Origin of the sequence: Pseudoalteromonas sp. T1lg24, assembly GCF_002964745.1 — a bacterium.
Taxonomy (GTDB): domain Bacteria; phylum Pseudomonadota; class Gammaproteobacteria; order Enterobacterales; family Alteromonadaceae; genus Pseudoalteromonas; species Pseudoalteromonas spongiae.
This window is the reverse complement of sequence record NZ_PQCB01000006.1, coordinates 26,983-52,472: the sequence shown is the minus strand read 5'-3', so window position 1 is coordinate 52,472 and position 25,490 is coordinate 26,983. Positions and strand designations below refer to the sequence as shown.

The 25,490-nt window shown below is 41.1% G+C and carries 26 protein-coding genes; 15 read left to right on the top strand and 11 right to left on the bottom strand.

Annotation, left to right across the window (positions count from 1 at the left end; all coding sequences use genetic code 11):
• Window positions 1-49: 49 nt before the first annotated feature.
• Complete coding sequence (gene tyrR, locus C2M30_RS03210) at window positions 50-1,597, top strand: transcriptional regulator TyrR (protein ID WP_054978363.1); 1,548 nt, start codon at window positions 50-52, stop codon at window positions 1,595-1,597.
• A gap of 42 nt (window positions 1,598-1,639) precedes the next feature.
• On the opposite strand, the gene C2M30_RS03205 is transcribed toward tyrR, so the two are convergent.
• Window positions 1,640-2,125: a hypothetical protein gene (locus C2M30_RS03205; protein ID WP_105170652.1), complete on the bottom strand. Its 486-nt coding sequence runs from the start codon at window positions 2,123-2,125 to the stop codon at window positions 1,640-1,642.
• A gap of 86 nt (window positions 2,126-2,211) precedes the next feature.
• On the opposite strand from C2M30_RS03205, the gene C2M30_RS03200 reads away from it, so the two are divergent.
• Entirely contained in the window at window positions 2,212-2,745 is a 534-nt protein-coding gene (locus C2M30_RS03200) for a thioesterase family protein (RefSeq protein ID WP_105170651.1), read from the top strand.
• A gap of 97 nt (window positions 2,746-2,842) precedes the next feature.
• Here the strand turns inward: C2M30_RS03200 and C2M30_RS03195 are convergent, their stop codons facing one another.
• A complete protein-coding gene (locus C2M30_RS03195; protein WP_199775869.1) occupies window positions 2,843-5,497 on the bottom strand; it encodes a TonB-dependent receptor in 2,655 nt (884 codons plus the stop codon).
• Between the two features lie 264 nt (window positions 5,498-5,761).
• The gene (gene smpB / locus C2M30_RS03190) at window positions 5,762-6,244 is read right to left on the bottom strand and encodes an SsrA-binding protein SmpB (RefSeq protein ID WP_010560515.1); all 483 of its coding nucleotides are present in this window, start codon (window positions 6,242-6,244) and stop codon (window positions 5,762-5,764) included.
• A 118-nt stretch (window positions 6,245-6,362) separates the two neighbouring features.
• On the opposite strand from smpB, the gene C2M30_RS03185 reads away from it, so the two are divergent.
• Together C2M30_RS03185 and C2M30_RS03180 are read left to right on the top strand one after the other, a co-directional pair.
• Entirely contained in the window at window positions 6,363-6,794 is a 432-nt protein-coding gene (locus tag C2M30_RS03185) for an SRPBCC family protein (RefSeq protein WP_010560514.1), read from the top strand.
• A complete protein-coding gene (locus C2M30_RS03180; protein ID WP_105170650.1) occupies window positions 6,795-7,124 on the top strand; it encodes an RnfH family protein in 330 nt (109 codons plus the stop codon). It abuts the gene before it with no gap.
• Between the two features lie 64 nt (window positions 7,125-7,188).
• Here the strand turns inward: C2M30_RS03180 and C2M30_RS03175 are convergent, their stop codons facing one another.
• Window positions 7,189-7,536 carry an outer membrane protein assembly factor BamE gene (locus tag C2M30_RS03175; RefSeq protein ID WP_105170649.1) on the bottom strand — a complete coding sequence of 116 codons (348 nt, stop codon included), beginning with the start codon at window positions 7,534-7,536 and terminating at the stop codon, window positions 7,189-7,191.
• Between the two features lie 110 nt (window positions 7,537-7,646).
• Between C2M30_RS03175 and C2M30_RS03170 the strand changes: the two genes are divergently transcribed.
• Window positions 7,647-7,967, top strand: a complete 321-nt coding sequence (locus C2M30_RS03170) for a GIY-YIG nuclease family protein (protein ID WP_105170648.1) — start codon at window positions 7,647-7,649, stop codon at window positions 7,965-7,967.
• Here the strand turns inward: C2M30_RS03170 and C2M30_RS03165 are convergent.
• The 4 genes from C2M30_RS03165 to ilvC form a co-directional block, all read right to left on the bottom strand.
• On the bottom strand, window positions 7,921-8,832 hold the full coding sequence (locus C2M30_RS03165; protein ID WP_105170647.1) for a M28 family peptidase: 912 nt from the start codon (window positions 8,830-8,832) through the stop codon (window positions 7,921-7,923). The genes C2M30_RS03170 and C2M30_RS03165 overlap by 47 nt on opposite strands.
• Entirely contained in the window at window positions 8,829-9,992 is a 1,164-nt protein-coding gene (locus tag C2M30_RS03160; RefSeq protein WP_105170646.1) for a tetratricopeptide repeat protein, read from the bottom strand. The genes C2M30_RS03165 and C2M30_RS03160 overlap by 4 nt, the downstream gene beginning before the upstream one ends.
• Window positions 9,993-10,071: 79 nt before the next feature.
• Window positions 10,072-10,974 (bottom strand): Dyp-type peroxidase, encoded by a 903-nt coding sequence (locus tag C2M30_RS03155; protein WP_105170645.1) that lies wholly within the window; start codon window positions 10,972-10,974, stop codon window positions 10,072-10,074.
• Window positions 10,975-11,066: 92 nt separating this feature from the next.
• Entirely contained in the window at window positions 11,067-12,542 is a 1,476-nt protein-coding gene (gene ilvC / locus C2M30_RS03150; RefSeq protein ID WP_105170644.1) for a ketol-acid reductoisomerase, read from the bottom strand.
• A gap of 127 nt (window positions 12,543-12,669) precedes the next feature.
• On the opposite strand from ilvC, the gene ilvY reads away from it, so the two are divergent.
• From ilvY to C2M30_RS03105, 10 genes are all read left to right on the top strand, one after another.
• Window positions 12,670-13,560: an HTH-type transcriptional activator IlvY gene (ilvY, locus tag C2M30_RS03145; RefSeq protein WP_105170643.1), complete on the top strand. Its 891-nt coding sequence runs from the start codon at window positions 12,670-12,672 to the stop codon at window positions 13,558-13,560.
• A 196-nt stretch (window positions 13,561-13,756) separates the two neighbouring features.
• Window positions 13,757-14,539, top strand: a complete 783-nt coding sequence (locus C2M30_RS03140) for a MipA/OmpV family protein (protein WP_158683307.1) — start codon at window positions 13,757-13,759, stop codon at window positions 14,537-14,539.
• Window positions 14,529-14,915, top strand: a complete 387-nt coding sequence (locus C2M30_RS03135; RefSeq protein WP_105170641.1) for a DUF3019 domain-containing protein — start codon at window positions 14,529-14,531, stop codon at window positions 14,913-14,915. Before C2M30_RS03140 ends, C2M30_RS03135 begins: the two co-directional genes overlap by 11 nt.
• Before the next feature lie 9 nt (window positions 14,916-14,924).
• Window positions 14,925-15,611 carry a response regulator gene (locus tag C2M30_RS03130; RefSeq protein ID WP_054978376.1) on the top strand — a complete coding sequence of 229 codons (687 nt, stop codon included), beginning with the start codon at window positions 14,925-14,927 and terminating at the stop codon, window positions 15,609-15,611.
• Window positions 15,612-15,633: 22 nt separating this feature from the next.
• A complete protein-coding gene (locus tag C2M30_RS03125; protein WP_105170640.1) occupies window positions 15,634-16,875 on the top strand; it encodes an ATP-binding protein in 1,242 nt (413 codons plus the stop codon).
• A 165-nt stretch (window positions 16,876-17,040) separates the two neighbouring features.
• The gene (locus C2M30_RS03120) at window positions 17,041-18,834 is read left to right on the top strand and encodes a DUF4856 domain-containing protein (RefSeq protein WP_105170639.1); all 1,794 of its coding nucleotides are present in this window, start codon (window positions 17,041-17,043) and stop codon (window positions 18,832-18,834) included.
• 92 nt (window positions 18,835-18,926) lie between these two features.
• The gene (locus C2M30_RS22025) at window positions 18,927-19,748 is read left to right on the top strand and encodes an imelysin family protein (RefSeq protein WP_325050727.1); all 822 of its coding nucleotides are present in this window, start codon (window positions 18,927-18,929) and stop codon (window positions 19,746-19,748) included.
• Complete coding sequence (locus C2M30_RS22020) at window positions 19,745-20,209, top strand: imelysin family protein (RefSeq protein WP_325050726.1); 465 nt, start codon at window positions 19,745-19,747, stop codon at window positions 20,207-20,209. The genes C2M30_RS22025 and C2M30_RS22020 overlap by 4 nt, the downstream gene beginning before the upstream one ends.
• A 9-nt stretch (window positions 20,210-20,218) precedes the next feature.
• Window positions 20,219-22,399, top strand: a complete 2,181-nt coding sequence (locus C2M30_RS03110; RefSeq protein WP_105170638.1) for a TonB-dependent receptor family protein — start codon at window positions 20,219-20,221, stop codon at window positions 22,397-22,399.
• Window positions 22,400-22,451: 52 nt separating this feature from the next.
• Complete coding sequence (locus C2M30_RS03105) at window positions 22,452-23,468, top strand: sterol desaturase family protein (protein ID WP_010560498.1); 1,017 nt, start codon at window positions 22,452-22,454, stop codon at window positions 23,466-23,468.
• A 31-nt stretch (window positions 23,469-23,499) separates the two neighbouring features.
• Here C2M30_RS03105 and C2M30_RS03100 read toward each other — a convergent pair whose 3' ends face one another.
• Genes C2M30_RS03100 through C2M30_RS03090 form a run of 3 tightly spaced genes read right to left on the bottom strand, consistent with a single transcriptional unit; the run spans window position 23,500 to window position 25,477 of the window.
• Window positions 23,500-24,954, bottom strand: a complete 1,455-nt coding sequence (locus C2M30_RS03100; protein WP_105170637.1) for an aminoacyl-histidine dipeptidase — start codon at window positions 24,952-24,954, stop codon at window positions 23,500-23,502.
• Between the two features lie 17 nt (window positions 24,955-24,971).
• Window positions 24,972-25,187, bottom strand: coding sequence for a DUF3820 family protein (locus C2M30_RS03095; RefSeq protein WP_010560496.1), 216 nt, complete (start codon window positions 25,185-25,187; stop codon window positions 24,972-24,974).
• Between the two features lie 38 nt (window positions 25,188-25,225).
• A complete protein-coding gene (locus tag C2M30_RS03090) occupies window positions 25,226-25,477 on the bottom strand; it encodes a hypothetical protein (protein WP_010560495.1) in 252 nt (83 codons plus the stop codon).
• Between the last annotated feature and the right edge of the window lie 13 nt (window positions 25,478-25,490).

The window sequence follows — 25,490 nt, the reverse complement described above, 5'->3', positions numbered from 1 at the left end:
TTTTTCAGTATTATCAAAATATTGTGCTTAAGTTGGTAATGGGGAAATTATGCGCTTAGAGATCCATTGTGCGGACCGAATTGGTATCGCGCAGGAAATACTCAATATTTTAGTAAGTTACCAAGTTGACTTAAAAGGTATTGAAGTTGATTCAGTTAACTGTCGGATGTATGTCTCTTTTCCGCCAATTGAGTTTGAACAGTTTCAGAAAATTATGCCTGAAATTCGTTTAATTCAAGGTGTAGAAGATGTAAGAACAACCGCATTTTTGCCTTCTGAGCGAGAGCATAATGAACTTACCACTTTATTAAGTGCATTACCCGATGGGGTTATTTCTATTGATGTAAAAGGTATTGTGCGCCAATGTAACGATTCAGCTTGTCGCGATTTAAATACATCAAGTACAGAGGTTATTGGTCAGCATATTAATACTCAACTAAAAGGGTTTAACTTTACACGTTGGTTAGAAAGCGCTGAAGTGCTTGCGCAAACAACGCGTGTTGAAGTGAATGGCGAAGATTTTATTGCCGATATCTTGCCAATTTCAGTGCCTGACGCTGAAAATGAAACGATTTTTGTCGGTGCGGTAGTTAACATCAAATCGCAAAGCCGTTTAGGGGAGCAGGTGAGTGCCTTTAGACGACAAGGTAACGAGAGCTTTGCGACGATTCATACACATAGCAGCGCAATGCGCAAAGTAGTGCGTGAAGCTCGCAAAATGGCGCAGTTAGAGGCACCTATTTTAATCACAGGTGAAACGGGTACAGGCAAAGAGTTGTTGGCGAAAGCGTGTCATTATGCGTCAAATCGCGCAAATAAGCCGTTTGTTACGTTGTCGTGTGCATCCTTGCCTGATGATGTGGCTGAGCCTGAATTGTTTGGCTGTGCATTGCCGAATGCTGAAAGCCGCGGTGTATTAGAACAAGCCGACGGCGGTACTGTATTTCTTGATGAAGTCGGGGAAATGTCGGCGCAACTGCAAACTAAACTACTGAGATTTTTACAAGACGGCACTTTCAGACGTGTTGGCAGTGAAAATGAAGTTAAAGTTAATGTACGAATTTTAGCGGCAACACAGAAAGATATTCCAGGCATGGTACAAGAGGGGCGCTTTAGGGAAGATCTTTATTATCGCATTAATGTGCTTAGCCTAGAGCTTGCGCCGTTAAGAGATCGCAAAGCCGATATTGTGCCGTTAACCGAGCACTTTATTAGCCGTTATTCGCATCAATTAGGGCGCAAGTCGCCGGTATTAGATGACACCATTACCGCGTTTTTACAGCAATATCCGTGGCCGGGTAATGTGCGCCAATTAGAGAACTCTCTATATCGAGCTATTTCACTGCTTGATGATGAGAATTTAAGCATCGAGCATTTACAGCTACCTAGTTTTACCAATGATTTGGGTTATCTTGAGTCTGATTTTGAAGGTACGCTAGACCAAGCGGTGAAACGCTTTGAATCGACGCTTTTAAGAAAGTTGTATCCAGCTTACCCAAGCTCGCGTCAACTTGCGAAGCGTTTAGGCTTAAGCCACACTGCAATTGCAAACAAACTACGTGAGTATGGCATTAATCGTAAAACTATTAAGGTGTAATGGTTTAAAGTAGATGGGCTAGTTTACTTTAAGTGACTAGCCTTAACGTCGTCTTCCGTTGTCTTTGGTAATACCACTTGGAATAATGTAGTTAATACCGTCTTTATTAAATACGATTTTGACGCTGGGATTGCCATTTTTTAAAAAATAGTTGTATTGATCAATCCACAGAATATAGTCGCCACGCACAGGGTACTCTAAACGCTTTTTTTCAAGCTTAATAACATGCGGCCCTAATCGCCATTCAAACTCAGATATATAACCATTGGCAAACTCCTGTACAAAAACCGCCTGATCGTCTCCTGCCAGCGTAAGTGCAATTGAATAAGAGTCCGGCATTTGATCCATAGGATACTGTTCATCACCTATGGTAAATAATTTATTTTGTTTGTCCCATTTAAAGCCAAAACTAAATTCTTGCTTTAAACCTGATGGGTAAACAACTGTGCCGCTACCAGGTAACTCAAAACTCGCCTTAAGCTGGAAGCTAACGCACATAAGTATAATAAATGAGATATACGACTTCATAAAACCCTTAAAGTATTGTTTTTTGTACTTGAGATTATTATTAAACCTGAGAGAATAAACTTTTCTGGTAAGACCACTCAAGACAAATGAATTTATATTTTAGATTACTATTACTCTTTTATCGGATAAAGCGTAATAAACTTTATCAACCTTTGTTAGATGAAGTTGAAATTGATTTTCGAGCACTACCAAGCGACTGTGATATTAACCTTCACCTCACTAATTCGCGTTATCTGGCCTTTATGGATTTGGCGCGTACTTGGATGACTGAGCGATTGGGGTTATTTTCAGTGGTAATGAAGCGTCGTTGGTTTCCAATTGTAAATGCCACAGCAATTACCTACATTAAAGATATTAAACCTCTGCAAACTTTCACTGTGGCAACACAATTAGTTGGCTGGGATCATAAGTATTTTTATATTAAGCAAACGTTTAAATCGGAGCGTGGCTTACATGCCGTTGCTTATGTCCGAGGTGTATTTAAGAAAAAAGGTGGTATTGTAAGCGTTGAAGAAATGCTTGATGCAGCAGGTTTTGATGGCGAAACGCCAAAGCTACATGAAGAAATTGTGCACTGGAAAGAAATGCTTGAGTGTAAAAAACAACGTGACCATGTTTAGTATCAAACACAAGTTTGATGATGATTGCATTCTAATTTAATGTATTAACTAACCCAAACAATAAAAAGCCCCTTGCGGGGCTTTTTTGCTTTAGTGTTTAGAACTTGTAATTTGCTTGTAAGTACATAAAGCGGCCTTGGCCACTGTGCACATTGGTCGCAAAACCCATAAACTCATCATAAGTAAATGGTGGTTCTTCATTAAACAGGTTAGTAATACCTAATGTAAGCGTTGTATTTTCAATACCATGGTAGTTAAAGGTTGCATCAACCGTGATAAATTCATCGACATCAGATAACGTAACCGTTTGATTTTCAATTTTGTTACCTTGCGCATCTCGTGCTGTTTGCACGCGAACTGAATCATCTTGCTTAAATGAATCAACAAAGTTAAGCGCAAGTGATGTTGTAAAATCATTTATCGCATAATCAGCACTCAAGGTGAAGCGTAGTTCAGGCTGTTCAAAGTCACCGGCTTCCGTATCGATACGCTGACCACCATTTCCATCAGGGCGCTTATCTTCATACTCCAACATATAATTCATCACGTAAGAGAACTTAAAGTCGCCAATTTCTGTCGGTAAATTGTATTTCACATCGACATCAAGGCCTGACGTGGTTAAGTCACCAATATTTTGGAAAGTATCGTAAATCGTAACAACTTCACCTGGGTCGTTAGCAATGCCGGTTGGTATACGTTCAACAATGTCTGGGTTTCCGCCTTGTGTAGTAAATATGAACTGAGTATCAGAATCGATAATATCTTCAATATCATAGCTATAGTAATCAACTGATACGCTTAAATCATCGGTAATATTGTACACCACACCAAGGTTGTAACTTTCAGATTCTTCAGGGCCTAAATCAGGGTTACCTTCAAAGACTGCGGTATATTCGAATGGATCGCAGCCAAGACCAACTAAGTCACAGCGATATTTATCAACTAAAGTAGGGGACTCATCCGTTCGGCCAAGGCCAAGTTGGTGTAGCGATGGTGCTCTAAATGCCGTACCCCAAGAACCGCGTACAAGTAGGTTATCTATCGCGCGCCAAGAGAATGACAGCTTTGGATTAGTAGTATCACCAAAGTCACTGTAGTCTTCGTAACGAACCGCCAGTTGCACCTCTAAGTCATCAATAACCGGCACGGCAACTTCTGCAAACAACGAGCTATTGTCACGCGTGCCGTTTGCTTGTGTCGCTTCAGTACCAAAAATTTGACCACGTAAATATTGATCGTCTGGGTTATCGCTAATCGATTCTTCACGATATTCAGCACCCACAGCCAACATCAGTTCACCTGCTGGTAATTCTGCTAATGGGCCATTTACTTTAAAGTCGAATGTCTTATTGGTTGATTTACCAATACGTGTGGTAGTGGTTTCAATGTAATCTAGCACCTGTTGGCCATTTGATGATGGTTCAAATGGGTCGTATGCGCCAGAGTCAATCGCTTCTTGTAAGCGCACTTTATTAGGGAAACCGTCTACACCGCGTTCGACCGATTGACTTTTAATGTAAGAATACGCAACTTCATAGCCCCAATCGCCCCATTCACCTTCAAATCCTAAGATTGCACGGTAATAATCTGCGTCAACGCGTTTTTCGCGGTTGCCAATATCAACCATGCGGCGACGCATCGTTAAATCTTGGCCATGGAACTCATGATCAGGCATATTGGCAAATGGATGGTTAATGTTGTCACCATCCATAAATAGTTCATTAAAACTCGGGCTACCAGCACCGCGGATCATGGTTTTTGAGTTTTGACCGTTAAGTTCTGTGAATACACGGAATGTATCATTCACATCGTAACGACCTGAATAGTTAAAGCTAAAGCGCTCATTTTGCGGGAACATGGTCATATAAGGTGCATAGTCATAGCCGCATAAATTACCAATAATATCCTCAGGCGCACACACATCATTGCCAAAGGTGTCTGGCATACGATTAGTTGGATCAGACTTTAGCGCGATAGTGCCAGGAATACCTGACGAAGAGCGAAAATCAGTAGCGTAAACATCACCCGTGCGTGCTCGTTGATTGGCTGTTGCGCTATAATTACGGTCTGCGTAAAGTACTTCTTCGCGGTTAAAATAATCAAGAATAAAGGTGTGAGAGCTGTTATCTGTGGTGTTACCAAAAACCACTGATACGTTTGTTTCTTCACCACCGCCATCTGCGGTATCGCCATATTTTGCGCTAATTTCTACACCGTCGATGTCATCACGTAAAATAACGTTAATTACACCAGCAATCGCATCAGAACCATAAGTAGCAGATGCGCCATCTTTTAGGATATCAACACGTTTGATTGCGGCGATTGGGATATTGTTAATATCAACAAATGCAGTATCAATGCCTTTTGCAAATGGGCTTACCGACACGCGGCGGCCATTCACTAAAATTAATGTAGAGTCAGCACCTAAACCACGTAATGACACACTCGAGCCGCCATTTGCGGTATCGTCACTGCTGTTGGCTTGCGTTGAAAATGTACCTTGGCCAGAAATTGGCAGTTTCGCGAATAAGCCAATTAAGTCGGTAACGCCTGTTTTGGCAATATCATCAGCTGATAAACTTGTTACAGGTGAAGGGCCTTCAAGATCGGTGCGTTTTATATGAGAGCCGGTGATCTCGATGCGTTCGACTTGCTTTTCTTGTTCAGCATTAACTGTATAGGCTGAAAACAGTAGTGACGCAGAAATAACGGAGGTTAAGGAGTTAAGCTTAAACTTTGTAGCGCTTTTCATGGACCATTCCTTGTTTGATTATTATAAATTAAACGATAAATTCATAGCGTGAATTAACCTTTTAAATTAATAACATGTTAATTATAAATTAACAATAAGCTTACTTTTGTCCCTAAAACTAAAGTGTAACTTTGTTTGTAAAAAGAAATAGCTTGATGGGAAATCTTATTTAGAGGTATGTGAGGTGTGAGGCGATATAGGTTGATTTAAATTTAGCATAAAAAAACCACGCAAAGGCGTGGTTTTTAATAATTTACTGGGAGTTTAACGTGCAGAATGTTTCATCATACGTTCTTTTTCACGAGCCCAATCTTTATCTTTGCTGTCGGCACGCTTATCGTGCAACTTCTTACCTTTAGCAAGGCAGAATTCAAGTTTAACCCAGCATTTTTTCCAATACATTGCAGTGGCGATTAAAGAAAAACCGTCGCGTTCTACTGCACCCACTAAACGATCTATTTCACGTTTATTGAGCAGCAGTTTTCGCGGCCGCATTGGATCGCACACAACATGTGTAGACGCTTGAATTAAAGGCGTAATTTGGCTTGCATGTAAGTAAGCTTCGCCGTTTTTAACTTGAATAAAGGTTTCGGTAATATTTACTTTGCCGGCGCGAATACTTTTCACTTCCCAGCCTTGTAATTCCATACCAGCTTCAAATTTATCTTGCAGCAAATACTCGTGTCGCGCTTTTTTATTTAGCGCGATGGTATTGCTTTGTGCTTTTGGTTTTTTGTGTTTTGCCATAATGCCGCCATTATACTTATCCGCTATGGTTTTACACTATTTTTTGCCATTACACGGGTTATTTTTTGTTTCTGCGTCAAACCTTGATAGAATTCGCGTTGTTAAATCTGGAGAGAATATGCCGCAAATTAGTCGATCTGCGCTCGTGATGTTTAGTGCGCAGCAAATGTATGATTTAGTTAATGATGTTTCTAAATATCCTGAATTTTTGCCAAATTGCTCTGGTGCAAAAGTACATAACCAAAATGAGTTGTGTATGTCTGCATCAGTAGAAATCTCGAAAGCTGGCATGCGTAAATGGTTTTCAACGGAAAATACATTAAAAGCGGGTCAAGCGATTGATATGCGCCTGATTGATGGTCCGTTTAAAACCTTGGCGGGTGGTTGGAAGTTTACAGCGCTTGATGATCATGCGTGTAAAGTGAGCTTAGAACTCAATTTTGAATTTACCAACAAGCTAGTCGAACTTGCATTTGGCAAAGTATTTAATGAAGTGGCAAATAATATGGTAAAAGCATTTACTCAGCGCGCGAAACAGGTTTACAAATAAATGAAATCGATAGAAATAGTTTACGCACTGCCTGACAGCGCAACAACGGTGACCTTTAATACTGAGGACGACTTAAGCGTTGAACAGGTTATTGGGCAATGCGGCATTTTAGATAAATGCCCTGAGATTGATTTAACAAAGCTTGCGGTAGGTATTTGGAATCGTACCTGTAAGTTGCATCAAATCGTAAAAGACGGTGACCGAATCGAAATTTATCGTCCATTAATTGCCGATCCGAAAGAAGCGCGCAGACGCCGCGCAGAAAAAGCGAAAGATGAGGGCAGGGCAAATAAGATTACTGGCGGGCGTTCAGGACGTCGCCAATCATAAAACAAAAAAGTCATGCAATTGCATGACTTTTTTACGTTAATCTGAACTCAGATTAAGCGTTAACTTATTGCTCTAGCGGTGTATTAAATGTTTCTGGCGTTTCATAATCACCGCGTAACGCTTTTAGTTTGTCGCCTTCAAATTCAACCACAAGCTCTTTGCGCACTTCGCTGTCTCTACCTGGGTTAAATTGATATAAGTAATACCAATTGCTCTCATCAAATGCATCTTTTGCGATTGGTTGACCCAATACATAGAGTACTTGTTCACGTGTCATTTCAACACGTAGCTTATCAATATCGCTTTGCTCTAAAAAGTTTCCTTGTGGAATTGGCATTCTATATAGCCAAGATGAGCAACCTGAGGTAAAAACCATCACTGCGCACAGCGAAATATACTTAAACCATTTCATTGAATACTTTAATCCTTACTACTAATCGCACCATGATACCTCTTGCTATCAGGTTATAAAAGTGTAAATTTGACCTAAATTTTACAATGAAGTTCCCAAGTGTTTGTTTTATGTCGCAGTTAGAAAGTCCCACCAAACAAAGTCACGTACAGTCAACTTGGTTTATTTACATAGTTGAAACCCGCTATGGACATTGGTATACCGGCATTACAACAGATGTTGCACGACGTTTTTGCCAGCATAGCTCAGGCAAAGGAGCAAAAGCGTTAATTGGTAAGGGGCCGTTAAAATTACTACTTGAGCGGCAAGTGGGCAGTAAAAGTGACGCCAGTAAGTTAGAGTATCAAGTCAAAAAATTATCAAAAAAGCAAAAGATCAGCTGGGTTAACGCCTGCTTAGCAACCGATAGTTTGCATCCAATTGAGAAATGACCTTAGCAATATTATGTAAGCTGCCATCAAAAAAAGCATGATCAATATTTTCATAGGTGTCGTGTTGGCTATGATAATTGCTATGCTCACCTACGCCAAAATACAAAATAGCAATGCGCTTGCGATGAAATTCGCGGTGATCGCCCGCATCAAGTATGCGTCTGCGTTGATTTTTAATTGTTCGATTATAAAAGCCATTACCTCTTGTGAATTTTACCTCGCTGTCTTTATGCCAAATGTTTGTGCGAAGTGATTCAATAAACGCCTTGGATGGCGCATTATAAAGGGCAAGTAGTTTTTTACGCTTGCTCACTCCAAGCATATCTAAGTTAATATTGATTAATACATTTGACAGCGGGATAGGTGAAGCCTTGATAAATTCGCGGGCGCCAAATAAACCAGACTCTTCTGCATCAGTTGCGAGAAAAAGGTAGTTAAGTTTCCTATTGGGTTGTTTGGCGATAAGTGACGCTAACGCAATTAACGCAGCAACACCGCTAGCATTGTCATCGGCGCCATTATAAATGTGCCTTCCTTTAGTACCTAAATGATCAAAGTGCGCGGAGATTACTACCGTTGGCCTGTTGGCAATTTGTTCGCTGACTGCAAGCACATTGTGCGCTTCTTTTTCACCAAAAAAGCCACTGCTGTAGCGAAACGGCACTTTGTAATTGGTAAATACGGGAGAGAGTCCCGCATTTTGAAATTGTTTTGCAATATAGTCGGCTGCAATGCTGGCGTGCAGCGTGCCTGTTTTTCGCCCAGCAAGTTGGTCATGGCTGAGTATTTGTAAATGACTGTGAGCCTTAAGTGTATCTTGCGTTGTTACACTCAGTGATAAAGCGAAAAAAAGTGCGTGTATCATCTCAATAACTGTGCACTTAACGACATTATTTTTCCTCGATAACGGCGTTTTTCGCTGTCAAAATAGGCATGCTTTTCAGCTTGTTGTAACTCGCTTAGCGCTTTGTCGATATCGCCAATCATAAAGTATGCCTTAGCTAAGCCAAAGTGACTTTCGTGAATTTCGCGGTCGAGTTTAATCGCTCTTTTAAAAAAGCTGATGGCGGTTCGGTAGTCATTTTGATAAAGCGCTTCGTTGCCTTTAGCAATCGCATAATAGGGGTTTTTGCTGCGTTTTCGCTCAAGTGCAATCCGAATGTTTTGGGCCTCAAGGCTACGTCCTGTTAGTTCATATAAGCGAGCTAAATTACCCTTGGCAGTATTGTTATCATTATCGAGTGAAAGCGCGTGGTTGTACGCGAGTTCTGCCTTATCAAACTGATTATTAATGCGATAAAGCACGCCTAAGTTGCCGTAGGTAGAGCCGTAGTTGGGAGCACTATCGATTGCTGCACTAAAATACGAATAGGCGAGGTGGTGTTCGCCATTAATCATCGCTGCAGCCCCTTTGTTGTTGTAAAACATCGCCAAGATTACGTCTTCGCTAATAATTTTAGAACGAAATTTGTGACGCAAACTACTAGGGTTGAAATCGATGATGAGATCACCTGTGGTATCGTAAATGGTTGAGGTAAGCGCTACATCACTGGCACTTGGGCGCAAAACACGTAAATTAACGTGCCCAGTGAGTAAGCTGTAGCCATTTTCACTCGCCCAGTATTCAGGAATATACACTTGCTGAAAACGCGACGCTAAGCCAAGGTGTTTAGACATGCTGTAGGCCATAATCGACAGCGAGAGGCAATTGGCATTATTGTTGTTGAATGTATCTTCTGCGGTAAGGGTTGCACCTGATAGGTAGTCCAGGCTTTGGTTTTGTGGGCTGAAAATGTATTCAACTAGTGAGCGGGTTACAACACGTTTATCAATATCGCGTGACACGGCTTGTTCGATAAGGGCTTTGGTATTGTCAGATAAACTGAATACGTCTTTTTTTGTTTCAACAGGAATACGCGTAAATTGCGTGTCGTTGATAAGTTGATTTGGCGGTGAAATGGCTTTTGGTGTGCTGTTACATGCCGCCAAAACTAATACTGAAATTAAGCAAATCAAGATGCGCATATTGAACCTCTTTGAACACCATACTTACTGTTAAAGATAGATAAAATATGCGCAATTTGCTTGTTTAAATTGTTACAGCTTATGTCGTCACAATCTGTGTTAATTGTGTTTGTGACGGGGCAAACCAATATGCGCTGTTAACTGCTTTTGAGTAATCGATCAGTTTATCATAAATACCATCTTGGGTTAGGCCAAACATGCGTTCGAGCTGAATTTGAAAGCGTCGTTGCTCGCAGGCAAAGCCTAAAAAGTAGAGGCCTTTTTCGTTTGCATTTCCGAATGGCACACTGCGACGATAGAGTTTCATGGCCACATTATCTACTTTCACGTCGGTACGCGATACATGCGAATTTTTTGGCATATCATCGCCTTCAAGTTCGATGGAATCTGGTTTTGTGCGACCCACGATTTTTTCTTGGACGGTAACGGGCAGTTTTTCAAATTCACTCAGGTCATGCACCCATTTTTGCGTTAAAACAAAGCTGCCTTGTTGATGAGAATGTGACGTTGGCAGTAGTGCTGCGTCTGCTTTTGCTGCTAAATCTTTTGGGTTTGCACTGCCATCGACAAAGCCGGTGAGATCACGATTATCTTTGTATCGAAACCCTGGGCACTCAAGCGCTAAAATAGCGACGCCGTTTAACTGTGATTGGCATAATTGCATCGCGTCAAACACACCATCTAAATCATCACCGTGCAACCAAATTAATAAGTCGTGTTGGGTGGCGGGCGCAGTGTGACCAAACGGCCCTGAAAGCGTTGCAAAATCAGTAAAATCAAGCGCTTCAGCTTGGTTGTCTAAATGTTGCCAAAGGCGTCTGCCAAATGCGATAACTGAACTACAATTGAGATTATCGCTAATATTTCTTAATGCATTTTTTAGTGCGTTAATGGTGTCTGCATCTCGGTTAGTAATGACATATTCTAAAAAGTAGCTATGCCTATTATTGTCATCGAAGATACCAGGTTGTGCATGTTCCATTTGATTGGCCCCTTTATTTGTTTGCGCTACATTAACTCAGAAATAAGGCAAAAAAAAGCCCGCTTAAGCGGGCAGTTTACTCAGGGTTTACCTTAAATAATTGGTTTCATTGCTGACATATAACCACGCAGTGTTTCACCAATCACCTCTACAGGGTGTGTGCGAAGCGCTTTGTTTACTTCAATCAGACGTGCATTCTCTACGCGGTTATCGGTTGGAGATAGTCCTTTACCGATTACGTCTGTGTTAACTGTGGTCATAAAGTCTTTTAATAATGGTAAGCAGGCATGGTTATATAAGTAACAACCGTATTCTGCTGTGTCTGAAATGGTTGCATTCATTTCATAGAGTTTCTTACGCGCAATTGTATTGGCAATTAACGGTGTTTCATGCAGTGACTCATAGTATGCTGATTCATCTTTAATGCCTGCAGCTGTCATGGTTTCAAACGCAAGTTCAACACCTGCTTTCACCATAGCAACCATTAGAATGCCTTTATCAAAGAACTCTTGCTCAGTGATTTCATCACTGGTATTTGCTTGCTTTTCAAAGGCCGTTTCGCCGGTTTCTTTGCGCCAGCCTAGTAATTTAGCGTCATCTTCAGCCCAGTCAGCCATCATACCTGATGAAAATTCACCACTCATAATGTCGTCCATATGCTTGTTATAAAGCGGACGCATAATTACTTTTAGCTCTTCAGATAAGTCAAACGCTTTGATTTTTGCAGGGTTGGATAAGCGATCTAACATGTTAGTTACACCACCGTACTTGAGTGCTTCAGTGATCACTTCCCAGCCATATTGCAGTAACTTTGAAGCGTATGCCGCATCAATACCTTGCTCAACCATTTTATCGAAACACAGTAGTGAACCTGTTTGCAGCATGCCACATAAAATAGTTTGCTCACCCATAAGATCTGATTTGACTTCCGCAACAAATGACGAAAGTAACACACCTGCACGATGACCACCGGTACCTGCAGCATAAGCTTTAGCTTGCGCTAAGCCTTTACCTTCTGGATCATTTTCAGGGTGCACTGCGATAAGCGTTGGTACACCAAAGCCACGCTTATATTCTTCGCGTACTTCAGTACCTGGACACTTAGGTGCAACCATAATTACGGTAATGTCATCACGTACTTGCATGCCTTCTTCAACAATATTGAAGCCGTGCGAGTAAGCAAGTGTTGCACCATGCTTCATTAGTGGCATTACTGCTTCTACTACGCTGGTATGTTGTTTGTCAGGCGTTAAGTTAAGTACTAAGTCAGCATCTGGGATAAGTTCTTCGTATGTGCCTACAACAAAACCATTATCGGTTGCGTTAAGGTAAGATTGGCGTTTTTCAGCAATCGCTGATTCGCGTAATGCGTAAGATACATCAAGACCGGAATCGCGTAAGTTTAAGCCTTGGTTAAGTCCTTGTGCGCCACAGCCAACTACAACCAATTTTTTACCGACTAACGCATCCACACCATCGACAAATTCAGATGGGTCCATAAACTCACATTGAGCAAGCTGCGCAAGCTGCTCGCGTAACGGTAAACTGTTAAAATAATTCGTTGCCATGTCTCATTCCTAAATAAAAAAATCGCTGCCTTTTGCAGCATTGATTTAACCATAAAAGAAATTTTTAATTGCGTAAAATGATATATTTGAACTATTGTATTACAAAAAGTGAAATATAAGTTTTTCAATGGATATCAAACGTCTGCAATTATTTTTGGTGCTGGCAGAGCAATTGCACTTTGCAAAAGCGAGTGAACTGGCGAATGTCAGCGCGCCTACGCTTAGCCGTAATATAAAACAACTAGAAGACGAAGTTGGGGCTATTCTTTTTAATCGCAATAAGCGCAGTGTGTCGTTAACTAAGCAAGGTGAAGCATTTGTCCGTTATGCCAGAGCCACGATTAGCGAATGGCAGATGTTTCGCGCATCACTCAATGAAGCAGGGGAGGCGCTATCGGGTGAAGTGAAGTTATTCAGCTCTGTTACCGCAACGTATAGTTTTTTGTATGACTTGCTCAAAAAAGTGAGACTGGCGCATCCACACATTGAAGTAAAATTAAATACAGGTGACCCAGCACTAGCCATTGAACGGGTCATGAAAGGCTTTGAGGATATGGCGATTGCGGCAAGGCCCGATAAGCTGCACGATAGCCTTGCGTTTTTCTCACTTGGCTCGTCTCCATTAGTATTTATAGCGCCAAATGATGATGGACCTTTAGGCACCGTAATCAATGATGCAATTAGTGAGCGAGTTGATATACCTTGGCAAAAATTACCTTTTATTGTGCCGGACCAAGGGTTAAGTCGTAAGCGCTTGGCAGACTGGTGGCAGAAAAATGGTATTAATCCGTTAATTTACTCCAAAGTAGCAGGTAATGAGGCGGCCGTTTCTATGGTGAGTTTAGGCTTTGGTGTGGCACTTATTCCGAAAGTTGTTGTCGATAATAGTCCAATAAAAGATAAAGTTCAGATTTTGTCGATGCCAGATCCGGTACCTGCATTTGATGTTGGCTTGGTGACTAAAAAGGCGCACTTGCAGCAACCTATTATGAATGCAATTTGGCAGCTGCTTAAGTAACAGGCTCTAAAGGTTAGTGAGTTATTTTTAAACAAAACGCTTTTATCTCTAATGAAAATGGGTGAATATTTGTGTGTTTTACGACGAAGCTTGTAAGTAATTGTAATTTTTGTTGCAGGATTTGTTCGGATTGGTAAAGTGCGCGTAATTTCTCGGAGAATTTTGAATATTGAAGCATATAGTTTGCATAATTATATTGTTTTTTAGTTGGGGAAGTTGTGCTCAGCAAAGCGAAAATGCAATCGAACTAAGTCAATTACGACTTGGTGTAGCATTAGGTTTTGGCACAATTACAAATCCACTCAATGATGGTGATAATTTACCGTTAATTGTGATCCCCGATATTGCATACTATGGTGAACGTGTTTACTTTGATAATGGTCAACTTGGTTTTACCTTATCTGAACACAATCGGCATGTATTTAATCTTATCTCCGAGTTCAATCCAGAAAATCGCTTTTTTGTGACATGGCACCCCGCCAATGTATTTATTGCTCGAAACGCATTCACGGAACCTGCAAATTCTGAACGGATCTCTATTTCAGAAATAAATAACCCTAAGTGGGCATTAGATGGTGGTGTGAATTATCAGTATATTGCCGATACTTGGCGCTTTTCAGCCAGTGTTTTGCACGATATTTCTAATGTACACAAAGGTCAGCGCGTTGCATTAAGCTTAAGTAAAGGCTGGCAAACACAATCTGGATTATTGAGTGTGCGTTTGGGGCTTGATTATTTATCTCACAAACTCGCAGATTATTATTATGGTATTCAAGCCGACGATCAGGTTGGCATTACGTTTCAGCAAAATGCTGCCTGGTTGCCTCACGTAGAACTAAGTTGGCACAGGCAAATTAATCAACATTTTGGTTTGTTAGCAAAAGTAAAATACCACTATTATGGTTCGCTTAGTGATAGTCCTTTATTTTCGAGTAATCAAAGCGTGACAGTATTTACTGGGGTGACCCATGTTTTTTAGATACTGTCTGTTTTTTATATTGTGCGCATGTAACAGTGCGGGCGTTGCTGCACAGCAAAAAGCGCATTTTCAGTTAGCTCCTGCGGTGTGCATGGTGCAAAACAGTGATGATGTGTGTCAGGTTGATGTTAACTTTGAATGGCAGATAAAAAAAGCAGAGGATGTTTGCATTTTACGCGATCAAACCCCCTTAAAATGTTGGCAAAATGCCACTGAAGGGCGTTTTAGTTATAAAGCTGACGTTCAGTTTGGCACAGTATACTCCTTGGTCAATCGGAAAACTGGCAAACAAATTGCCAGTGCGAAAATCAAAGTACAAAGCAGCAATACCAAGTCGCAGCGTAGGCGATTACGCACCCCTTGGAGCTTTTTCTAGGAGATAAAGATGGCGCATATTTTATTAGTGGAAGACGATCTTGCCTTACAACAACTGACCAAAGATTATTTAGAACACAACGGTATGACGGTTGATGTGTTAAGTGATGGTTCTGAAGTGATGGCGGCACTTGAAGCTAATATGCCTGATTTAATGATTTTGGATGTAATGCTGCCAGGTAAAGATGGTTTTAGCGTGTGTCGTGAAGTACGCGATCGCTACCAGTTGCCCATTTTAATGTTGACCGCAAAAGGCGAAGATTTTGACCAGGTGATTGGTCTTGAGCTGGGCGCCGACGACTATGTTATTAAACCAGCTGAACCAAGAGTTTTATTAGCACGTATCTCTGCGCTACTGCGTCGTGGAGCAGTAGAAAAAAGCAGTGAAGAATTGCGTTTTGGTACGCTTACCATTGATAAAAACAGCCGTATTGTTAAGTTGCTTGGTGAAGAAGTGAGCTTAACCTCGCACGAATTTGAATTATTGTGGTTATTGTCAAACAGCGCAGGCGAAGTACTTAGCCGTGACTTTGTGCACGAGAAAATGATCGGCCGTGAATACGATGGCCTAGACAGAACGGTAGATGTACGTGTGTCTCGACTACGTAAAAAACTTGGCGATAATAGTGACAAACCTTATCGCATTAAAACCGTATGGGGACAAGGCTACTTGTTCGTATCAGATGCTTGGGGATAACCACAAGCTGCAAGGAAATTAAATGGGCAAGTTATTTGTTAGCTTATATGCCTATATTATCATCTCTATTTTTGTGCTTAGCGGTGCGCTCGAGAAACTATGGCCCGAACCCAATGGCATAGACGCGCTACCGCTTGCTCCGCAAGTCACAGAATCGCTTTCCCAATTAGCAAACACAGCGAATGGTATTACTAAACTCAAAGACATTTATCAAAACGAAGTGATTTCGTCTGATCTCGTGGCATTTTTGCCAGAACAAAGCGTTGATTTAAAACAAGGACTAGCAGTACCAGTATTTGACGGTCCGCAGCAAGTAATCTGGTATTTGCAGTTAAATGATAAAGAATTACTGAAAATTGGTCCGTATCGTTTTGATGCCAATAGTTACGATTCGGTATGGCCATTTTTTATTATGTTGCTGGTCATAGGTTTACCCGTTGCAGCCTGGAGTTATTGGCTATGGCGTGATTTTAATCAGTTAGAAAAAGCATGTCACAATATAAGCGCGCCAGAAGATTTACAAATTAGTGGTGACGATAAGTCTGCCTTATTGCCAATAAAACAAACGTTAATGGCGATGAAAGCGCGTATAAAACACTTATTGGATAGTCAGCGCGAACTTACATCATCTGTATCTCACGAGTTTAGAACGCCATTAGCACGGCTTAAATTTGCGATTGCGATGTTGGAACAAACACAAAGCGATGATAAAAGTAAGCCATACTTTGACGGTATGCAGTCCGACATTCAAGAGCTAGAGTCGCTAGTGAGTGAAATGCTGGAGTTTGCAAAATTAGAACGAGAAAAACCGCAACTTAATATTGAGTTGTACGATGTGGTCGCGCAAACACAACATTTTGTACAGAAGCTTGGTTTTAACCACTCAACAGCTATCAAAATTGAAGCAAACACAGCCATTGAGTTAAACGCCGACCCACACTTCATTGGCCGCGCAATTCAGAACTTTATTGGTAATGCGCTGAAATACGCAGAGCAGCAAGTAATCGTTACGTTGACGCAAACCTCAAATACTATTTTTATTAAAGTGGCTGACGATGGCCCTGGCATTGAACAATCAGAGTGGGAAAATGTTTTTAAACCATTTACCCGTTTAGATAAAAGCCGCAATAAAAAAATCAAAGGGTTTGGCTTGGGATTGGCAATCGTGCAAAAAATCATAAACTGGCATGAAGGTGAATGTTACCTTGAAAGTGGCCCGTTAAAAGGCGCATGTTTTGTAATTGCGTTACCTAAAAAACCTTAATTTGATCTCTGCTAAATTGAAGCACTATAAAACTGCTATGATGATTTTCTGTAAACAAAACATTAAAATAAACTAAATGAGATTGATTCTCATTGGTTTTGAAGTTTATAATAGCGTTAGTTTATAAATCTTCATTAATAAAAATTATACTTTATAGGTCACATAATGATTAATTTTCGTAAATCTGCGTTAGCATCAGCTGTAATTGCTGTGTCTCTTGGCTTAACTGGCTGTGGTGGTAGCGATAGCAAAAAAGATCCTGTAACTCCTGTAAACCAAGCTCCAACTGATATCCAAATCTCAGCATCTTCAATTACCGAAGATACACTTGGTGTTGCGATTGGTGCGCTAACTGCAACAGATGATGCAACATCAGGTCATACGTTCACAGTATCAGACGCGCTTTTTGAAATCGTTGATGGCAAACTTAAAGTAAAAGATAGCTTAGCGTTTAATTTTGAAGAAGCAGCAGAAGTTGCGGTTGACGTAACAGTAACAGACGCGGGTGGCCTTACGTTTACTAAAACGATTACGTTAACAGTAAGTGATATCGAAGCAGAAAACGGTGTTAACGTTTACGAGTTTAACACTAAACTAGACGGCTTTTCTGGCTCGTCAGTATCGTACTCTGGTCAAACAGCGCGTCACGCACTTTCAGCAGAACTTAAGCACTACATGGGCTTAATGACAGTTGAATACATTGAAACCAATAACATTATGGCTGCAGATGTACGCGCCAATCTAAACGCTCTTTGGAGTGACTACGCGGCGATTGCAGATTCACCAATCTCGCACTTAGGCGATGACCTGTCTGCGTATAAACAAAAGTTTTTCTCAGATATTTCATCTTCTGATAAAAACCTAGGTGGTGAAAACGGTAAAATCGCAGGTCGTGACACATCAAAAATGTATAAAGAATGGCATGTTGCGGGTAACTTTAAAGGTTGGAGCAACTTTGGTGAGCAAGTGAGCACACCTGAAGGCTTAGTATTCCACTATTTCGACTTATTTATTGCACAAATTGAAAAAGTAAATGCCGGTGAAGCGCTAGTAGACGCAAACGGTGTTGCAATTTCAAAAGCTTTCATCACACCAGAAGGCTTAGACTTAGTTCAGCTAGTTCAAAAGCATACACTTGGCGCATTAATGTTCTCGCAAGGTACTGATGATTACCTAGGTGAAGGCTTAGCTTCTGATAACAAAGTAGCTGACAAAGGTACTAAAACTTACACAGCACTTGAACATCAATTTGATGAAGGCTTTGGTTACTTTGGTGCTGCGCGCAACTACCTAGAATACTCAGACAGCGAAATTGCTAAAAAAGGCGGTCGCGAAAACTTCCAAGGTAAAAATGATATTAATATCGATGGCGTAATTGACCTAACGTCAGAGTTTGTTTGGGGTAATTCGTCTAACGCTGCTAAACGTGACCTTGGCGCAGAAGAAGCGACAGATTTCACAGCACAGGCAATGACGCACTTTATTGCTGGTCGTAAAATGATTTCAGACAACGTTGGCAAAAATGTAGCTGAGTTCTCTGCAGATGACAAAGCACAGTTTGACAACCATGTATTCCAAGCTGCATTAGCATGGGAAAAAGCAATCGCAGCAACAGTAGTGCATTATATTAATGATGTAATTGCTGATATTGAGAATATTGAAGACGGCGAATACACATCAGCTGAATTCGCAGATTACGCTAAGCATTGGGGTGAAATGAAAGGTTTCGCACTGAACTTCCAATTTAGCCCGTTCTCACCATTTGCAAACCATGAACTAAACCCGAAAAAAGATACGGTAGGTGAAGCTAAGTTTGTTGAAGTGCATGAGCTATTTGGTGATATGCCAGTGTTAGCAGGTGCAGATGAGTTCATGAATTACAAAGCTAAGTTAATTGCTGCTCGCGACATCTTAGATAACGCGTATGACTTTGCTGATGCGAACTCAGAGAACTGGTAATTTAAAATACATTTTAAATTGATATAAAAGGTTAGTAATTTCGGTTACTAACCTTTTGCTGTATTTATAATTCGAGATTTTAGGATAATTTTATGTTGATATCCGCAAAACTTAAACCGATAGCATTGGCAACATCATTAGTATTGACGTTGGCAGCGTGTTCGGAAGATACCTCAAGTACACAGGGACCAAATTTTGGTGGCGGTACAAGCGAGCCAGGGAATGGTGGCGGCACAACGTTTGATGAGAAAGCGTTAGTGGCAAACTTAGTAGATAATGTAATCACGCCAACATTTACCTCGTTTAATCAACAAGCGAGTGCAAACAAACAAAACATTGAAAGCTATTGTGCAGTTGAAAAAGCAGCCATGGCAGGTGATGCAACTGAACAGCAACGTTTAGCTGCATTAGCCTCGGCGCAAACTAGCTGGCGCGATACAACGGCACTTTGGCAACATGCAGAACTAATGCAAATGGGGCCGCTGTTAGAAAATGAAGGCGAACTGCGTAACCTAATTTACTCTTGGCCTGCTAAAAGCTTGTGTGGCGTAGACCAAGATACCGTGTATTTTGAAGACGGTGTAATTAATCAAAATGCATCGCGTCCGTACGATATTAAACAGCGTACCGCAACGCGTCGTGGTCTAGTTAGCCTTGAACATTTACTGTTTACCGAGCAGCTAAATCACAGCTGTTCAGTCGCTAATGATGCACTTGCAACATGGAATAACCGCAGCGATAGCGAACGTCGTATCGCGCGTTGTGAGTTCGCTGTTGAAGTTGCCAGCGATTTAGTTGATAACAGCCAAGTGTTACTTGATAAATGGAATGGTGACAATGGCTACGCAATGACGTTAAAAAATGCCGGTGAAGTTGGCACAGTTTTGATAGCGTGCATGCAGCGGTTAATGTGATTTCCGATGCACTTTTCTATCTTACTGAAGAACTAAAAGATCAAAAATTAGCATTACCGCTTGGTTACGAAAGTAATTCGTGTGGTTTAGAAGCATGCCCTCAAGATGTTGAATCACCGATAGCGGCGCAATCGCTTGCTAATATCAAAGCAAACCTTGCTGCGTTTGAAAAGCTTTTTACTGGCAATGGTGTAGTGCAAGATAACACCACGGGTTTTGATGATTTTCTTGTAGAAGAAGAGGGCACTGATGTTAAAGACGCGATGTTAACTGGCCTTGAGCAATCAAATGCCGCGTTAGATGCGATTAATGGTTCGCTGCAACAAGCACTGATTGATGAAAAAGATAAAGTAGAAACGTCACATGCAAAAGTAAAAGATGTGACCGATCAGTTAAAACATGACTTTATTAACAAACTTGCGCTTGAATTACCTAAATCTTCAGCCGGCGATAATGATTAGAGCTTTATTATGAAAAAAACACTTTTAGCATTAGCAATTGCAAGCTGTGCAACGTCAGTTGTTGCAAAAGATAACAAAGCAAACGATATCGAGCACATCACCATTATTAGTCACGGTGACAAACTGCGTACAGAGTCAGGTTCAGCAACCCTTGTTTCAGAAGTTGAACTAGAAAAATATGAATACGATGATATTCACCGTATTTTAGCCAAAGTACCGGGCGTAAATATTCGTGAAGAAGACGGTTATGGCCTGCGTCCAAACATTGGCTTTCGTGGTGTTACACCTGAGCGTAGTAAAAAAGTAACTATTTTAGAAGACGGTGTGTTAATTGGTCCGGCGCCATACTCAGCGCCGGCGGCATACTATTTTCCAGTCACTACGCGTATGACCGCAGTAGAAGTGTTTAAAGGCCCTGCGGCAATTAAGCACGGCCCGCAAACGGTTGCAGGTACGCTTAATATGGTAACGCGCCAAGTGCCATTTGAAATGACCGGTGGTTTGGATTTAGCAACGGGCACCGATGGCTATCAAAAAGCGCACGGATATTTTGGTACCGAAGTAGCCAAAAATCTGGGTTTGCTAGTTGAAGGTGTTCGCTTACAAGCGGATGGTTTTAAAGAAATCGATAACGGTAGTGATTCAGGCTTTAAAAAGAATGATTTACTCGTTAAAACCAAATATTTGTTAGACGGACAGGCGTTTGACCAAAGTTTTGAACTTAAGCTTTCCTATGCAGATGAAAACTCAGATGAAACTTACCTAGGGTTAACGGATGCGGACTTTAATGCAAATCCGTATCGTCGCTACGCGGCTTCTCAACCTGCGAATATGGACACTGAGCATACACAAATTATGTTTACCCATAATCTCTCTAACGATGTTTTCTCTGCAACAACGCGTATTTACCGCAACGACTACGAGCGTGCTTGGCGAAAATTAGGCGGCTTAACAAGTTCAAATGCAAGTTTGTCTGCAATTATGACAAACCCAGAATTACATGAACGAGAATATGCCGTTATAACCGGTGAGCAAAACTCAGTGCTAGATGGCGAAACATCAATGTTCTTAGTTATGGGTACCAATGACCGCGAATACTATTCGCAGGGTATTCAAATTGATGCCGACTACGAATTTTCACTTGGTGGTTTAGATCATAAGTTAGCATTCGGTGTGCGTTATCATGAAGATGAAATTGAACGTAAACACTTTAGTGAAAACTATCAGATGCTTGATGGCTATGCTGAGAAAACGGCTTCTGATAAAGTATTCACCACAACCAATATCGAAAATACTGAAGCGCTTTCAGTTTATATTGAAGACACGGTAAAACTTGGCAACTTAACGGTGTCTGCAGGTGTTCGTGGTGAAGACATGGATATGTACTATACCGATCTTGCGGACAGAGACGATTGGCAACGTAAATCGACTCAAATTTGGCTACCGGGCGTGAGCGGTTTTTATCAAGTGACAGAAAACGCAGGCGTATTATTTGGTGTGCATCAAGGTTTTGTGCCAAGCAGTCCGCAACAGGCATCTGATGTTAAAGTTGAGAAAAGCATTAATTATGAGTTTGGTGGTCGTTTTAACGATGGCGCAACTAACATCGAACTAGTTAGCTTTTTTAACGACTACAGCAACTTAAAAGAAAGCTGTTCACAATCAAGCTGTGGTACACAAGGCGACCTCGACCGCGAGTTTAATGGTGGCGAAGTGAATGTGTATGGCTTGGAAGCACAGTTACGTCAAAGCTATCCAATCAGTACACAATTTGATATGCCATATAGCTTCACTTATACCTATACCAAATCTGAGTTTTTAGAAAGCTTTGAATCAGATTTTGAACAGTGGGGTGATATTTCGGATGGCGACTCAGTACAGTATTTACCTGAACATCAATTGAACTTTGAAATCGGTTTAGCGGCGAATAATTGGGAAACCAATTTAATCGTTAAATACGTAAGCGAAATGGATGAAGCCGCAGGTGATAATGTTACGTTATCGGGCTTTAAAACCGAGTCGAGCGTGATCGTCGATGTATCCGCATCGTATGATCTTGGTCAATATGGCCGCATTTACGGTAAGGTTGATAACCTAACTGATGAAGCGTACATTATTAGTCGCCGCCCGTATGGCGCAAGACCAAATAAGCCAAGACAGTTTGTAATTGGTTACAAATACCAGTTTTAAGTTTTGGCATTGCGAATAAGGGGCTATCGGCCCCTTTTTTGTAGGAACTGCTGTGTTAGAGATATTTTCAACAAGTTTAAGCGAACTACCGCGTTATTTTAGCGATGCGAATAAACGTATTTTTTACCTTTATTTGTTAAGTGCGGTGGCGTTAGCGCTGCCGGTGTATTTTGCTGCAACAAAACAGCGTACAACGTTAGGCTTTTTTAAATTCTTATTCCCAAAATCAGTTTGGTTAGCAAAAAGTGCCAAGCAAGATTATGCCTTGTGGGTAGTTAATAAACTGATCAAAGCCTTAATGTTCGGCCCTATTGTATTAACAATGGCACCGATAGCAATTGCGCTAAGTGACGCTTTAGAGTGGCTGTTCGGTCGCACAGAGCCGTTGGCATTGGCCAAGTGGCAAGTAATCACTATTTTCACTTTTCTACTCTTTATTATTGATGACTTAACGCGTTTCTTACTGCACTACGCTCTGCATAAAATACCGTTTTTATGGGAATTTCATAAAGTACATCACAGCGCAAAAGTACTTACGCCATTTACCATTTATCGTTCTCACCCTGTGGAGAGTTATTTATACGCGTGCCGTATGGCAATCGTACAAGGAACCGCTGTGGGTATAGGCTACTATTTATTTGCCGATGCAATTAGTATGTTTGATGTGTTAGGTGCCAATGTGTTTGTGTTTTTGTTTAACGTTTTTGGCGCAAACTTACGCCACTCACATATTTGGTTGTCTTGGGGCGATAAGCTGGAAGGCGTTTTTATTAGCCCTGCACAACATCAAATCCATCACAGTGATAACCCCAAACACTTTGATACTAACTTGGGTTCCGCACTGGCTATTTGGGACCGTATGACAGGTACCCTCATTAAAGCATCAGAAGTCGGCAAGATTTCCATCGGTGTAGGGCAGTATGATTGCGGCCATGATTCGTTATTTGCGATTTATAGTAAACCGTTTTTAGAGTCTGCAAAATCATTAAAGCTAAGTGCTAAAAAAGGCATAAATAAAATAGTGCCGAATAAAGACAAGGTCACCAATGACAAAAAACCGAGCATCTAAGGCTCGGTTTTTTATAACGCGTAGACGAAATTTAGTTTTTATTCGGAATATTACCGAGTACTTCAACGAGTAGGTTGAAAAACGGCTCAACTGTATCGATTTTCACTTTTTCATCTGGCGAATGCGGAAAGCGAATCGTCGGTCCAAACGACACCATATCCCAATGTGGGTAAGCATCCTTAAACAAGCCACATTCAAGTCCAGCATGGATCACCATAATTTTAGGTAATGTGCCAAACATACCTTGATAGGTTTCACGTAAAATATCTTTAATCTCAGAATCGTCTTTTGGCTCCCAGCCAGGGTACGCACCTGTGAAAGTAACGCTCGCACCTGCAAGGGCAAATGTTGATGCAATCATATTTTGCGTATTAGTGCGGGCAGAATCGATTAATGAACGAACCAGACATTTTACGCTTACAGCGTTTTCGTTTGTTAAAACAACACCTAAATTGGTCGATGTTTCAACGATGCCGTCGATAGTATCACTCATGCGAATAACGCCGTTCACACAACCATTTATGCTATTGATTACTGCTGACTGCGATACTTTAGCAAGTTGTTTTTCAGGTAATGGCGCATCAGCAACCGATAGTAAAATATTTGGCTCAACTTTACTTAGTTCCGCTAAAAACAGAGAGTTGATATCTTTAAGGGCATTAACTAGTGTGTCTTTATCTTGGCCATCAATTACTAGCGTTGCTTCTGCTTCACGTGGAATTGCGTTTCTCAGTGAGCCGCCTTGTAAGTTGGCAATGGCAAAGTCGATATCTAATAAGCTTAATGTGCGCACTAATAGTTTATTTGCGTTTGCGCGACCTAAGTGAATATCAACACCCGAATGTCCACCTTTTAAACCGTTAAGTGATACGTTAACAGCTGATTTAGTTGTATCGGTCGCTTCCCATTCGATTGGCAGCTCAATGTTTACATCAATACCGCCTGCGCAGCCCATGTAAACTTCGCCTTCATCTTCTGAGTCAGTATTTAGTAAAATATCGCCTTCTAACCAACCTGCTTCAAGGCCGAAAGCACCTGTCATACCGGCTTCTTCGTCTATGGTAACTAATACTTCAAGTGGACCATGTTGGATATCTTTGCTGGCTAAAACAGCAAGGCTTGCCGAAAGGCCAATGCCGTTATCTGCACCTAATGTTGTGCCATTTGCTGTTACCCATTCACCATCTACATAAGCTTCAATTGGGTCATTGATAAAGTCGTGCTCTTTATCATTATTTTTTTGCGGCACCATGTCCATATGCGCTTGTAAAATCACACCTTTGCGATTTTCCATACCGATTGTTGCAGGTTTTTTAATAATTAGGTTGCCTACTTTGTCTTCTTTAACATCAAGACCAAGCTCAGTAGCGAATTGTTGGATCCACGCAGAAATTTTTTGCTCGTGTTTGCTCGGGTGTGGAATGCTGCATATTTTTTCGAAAATTTGCCACAGTGGCTGTGGTGATAACTGAGAAAGTTGAGTCACAGTGTGTTCCTTGAATATTAATTAAGTAATGGCATTAACACTTTTTCAAGGCCATTACGTTTCACTTCATAAATTAACGCAAGTTGCTGCCCAAGCTTACCCTCAGGGAAGCCTTTTTGTTTAAACCAAACAAGGTAAGGCTCAGGTAATTTTAGCAGTGGGCAGCCGGCATATTTACCAAACGGCATAGGTTGATTGATTGCTTCCAATAAAGCGTGTTTATCTGCGAGCATAAATAAAGTGAGATTGTGAAAGTCTCAGCTAGTATACCTTAATGGCAATTAATTTTGACTGGTTTTGAGGGAGTGAACCCTTTTTCTCGCAATAAATTATCGAGTTGATTTACAGGTAAATGATGTTGCGGGTTATGGCGCAGGGCATGGGTTTTTGGCACCGCGTATTTATCAAGCAGTAAAAAGTAAAATGTGCGCTTGGCTAAGTCTGAATCAAGGTGTTTAAGTTCATTGCTGATAAAATCACGCATTTCGGGTGATAATGCGGTTTTTTTAGGATGTTGCTGCATAGTCACGTCATTC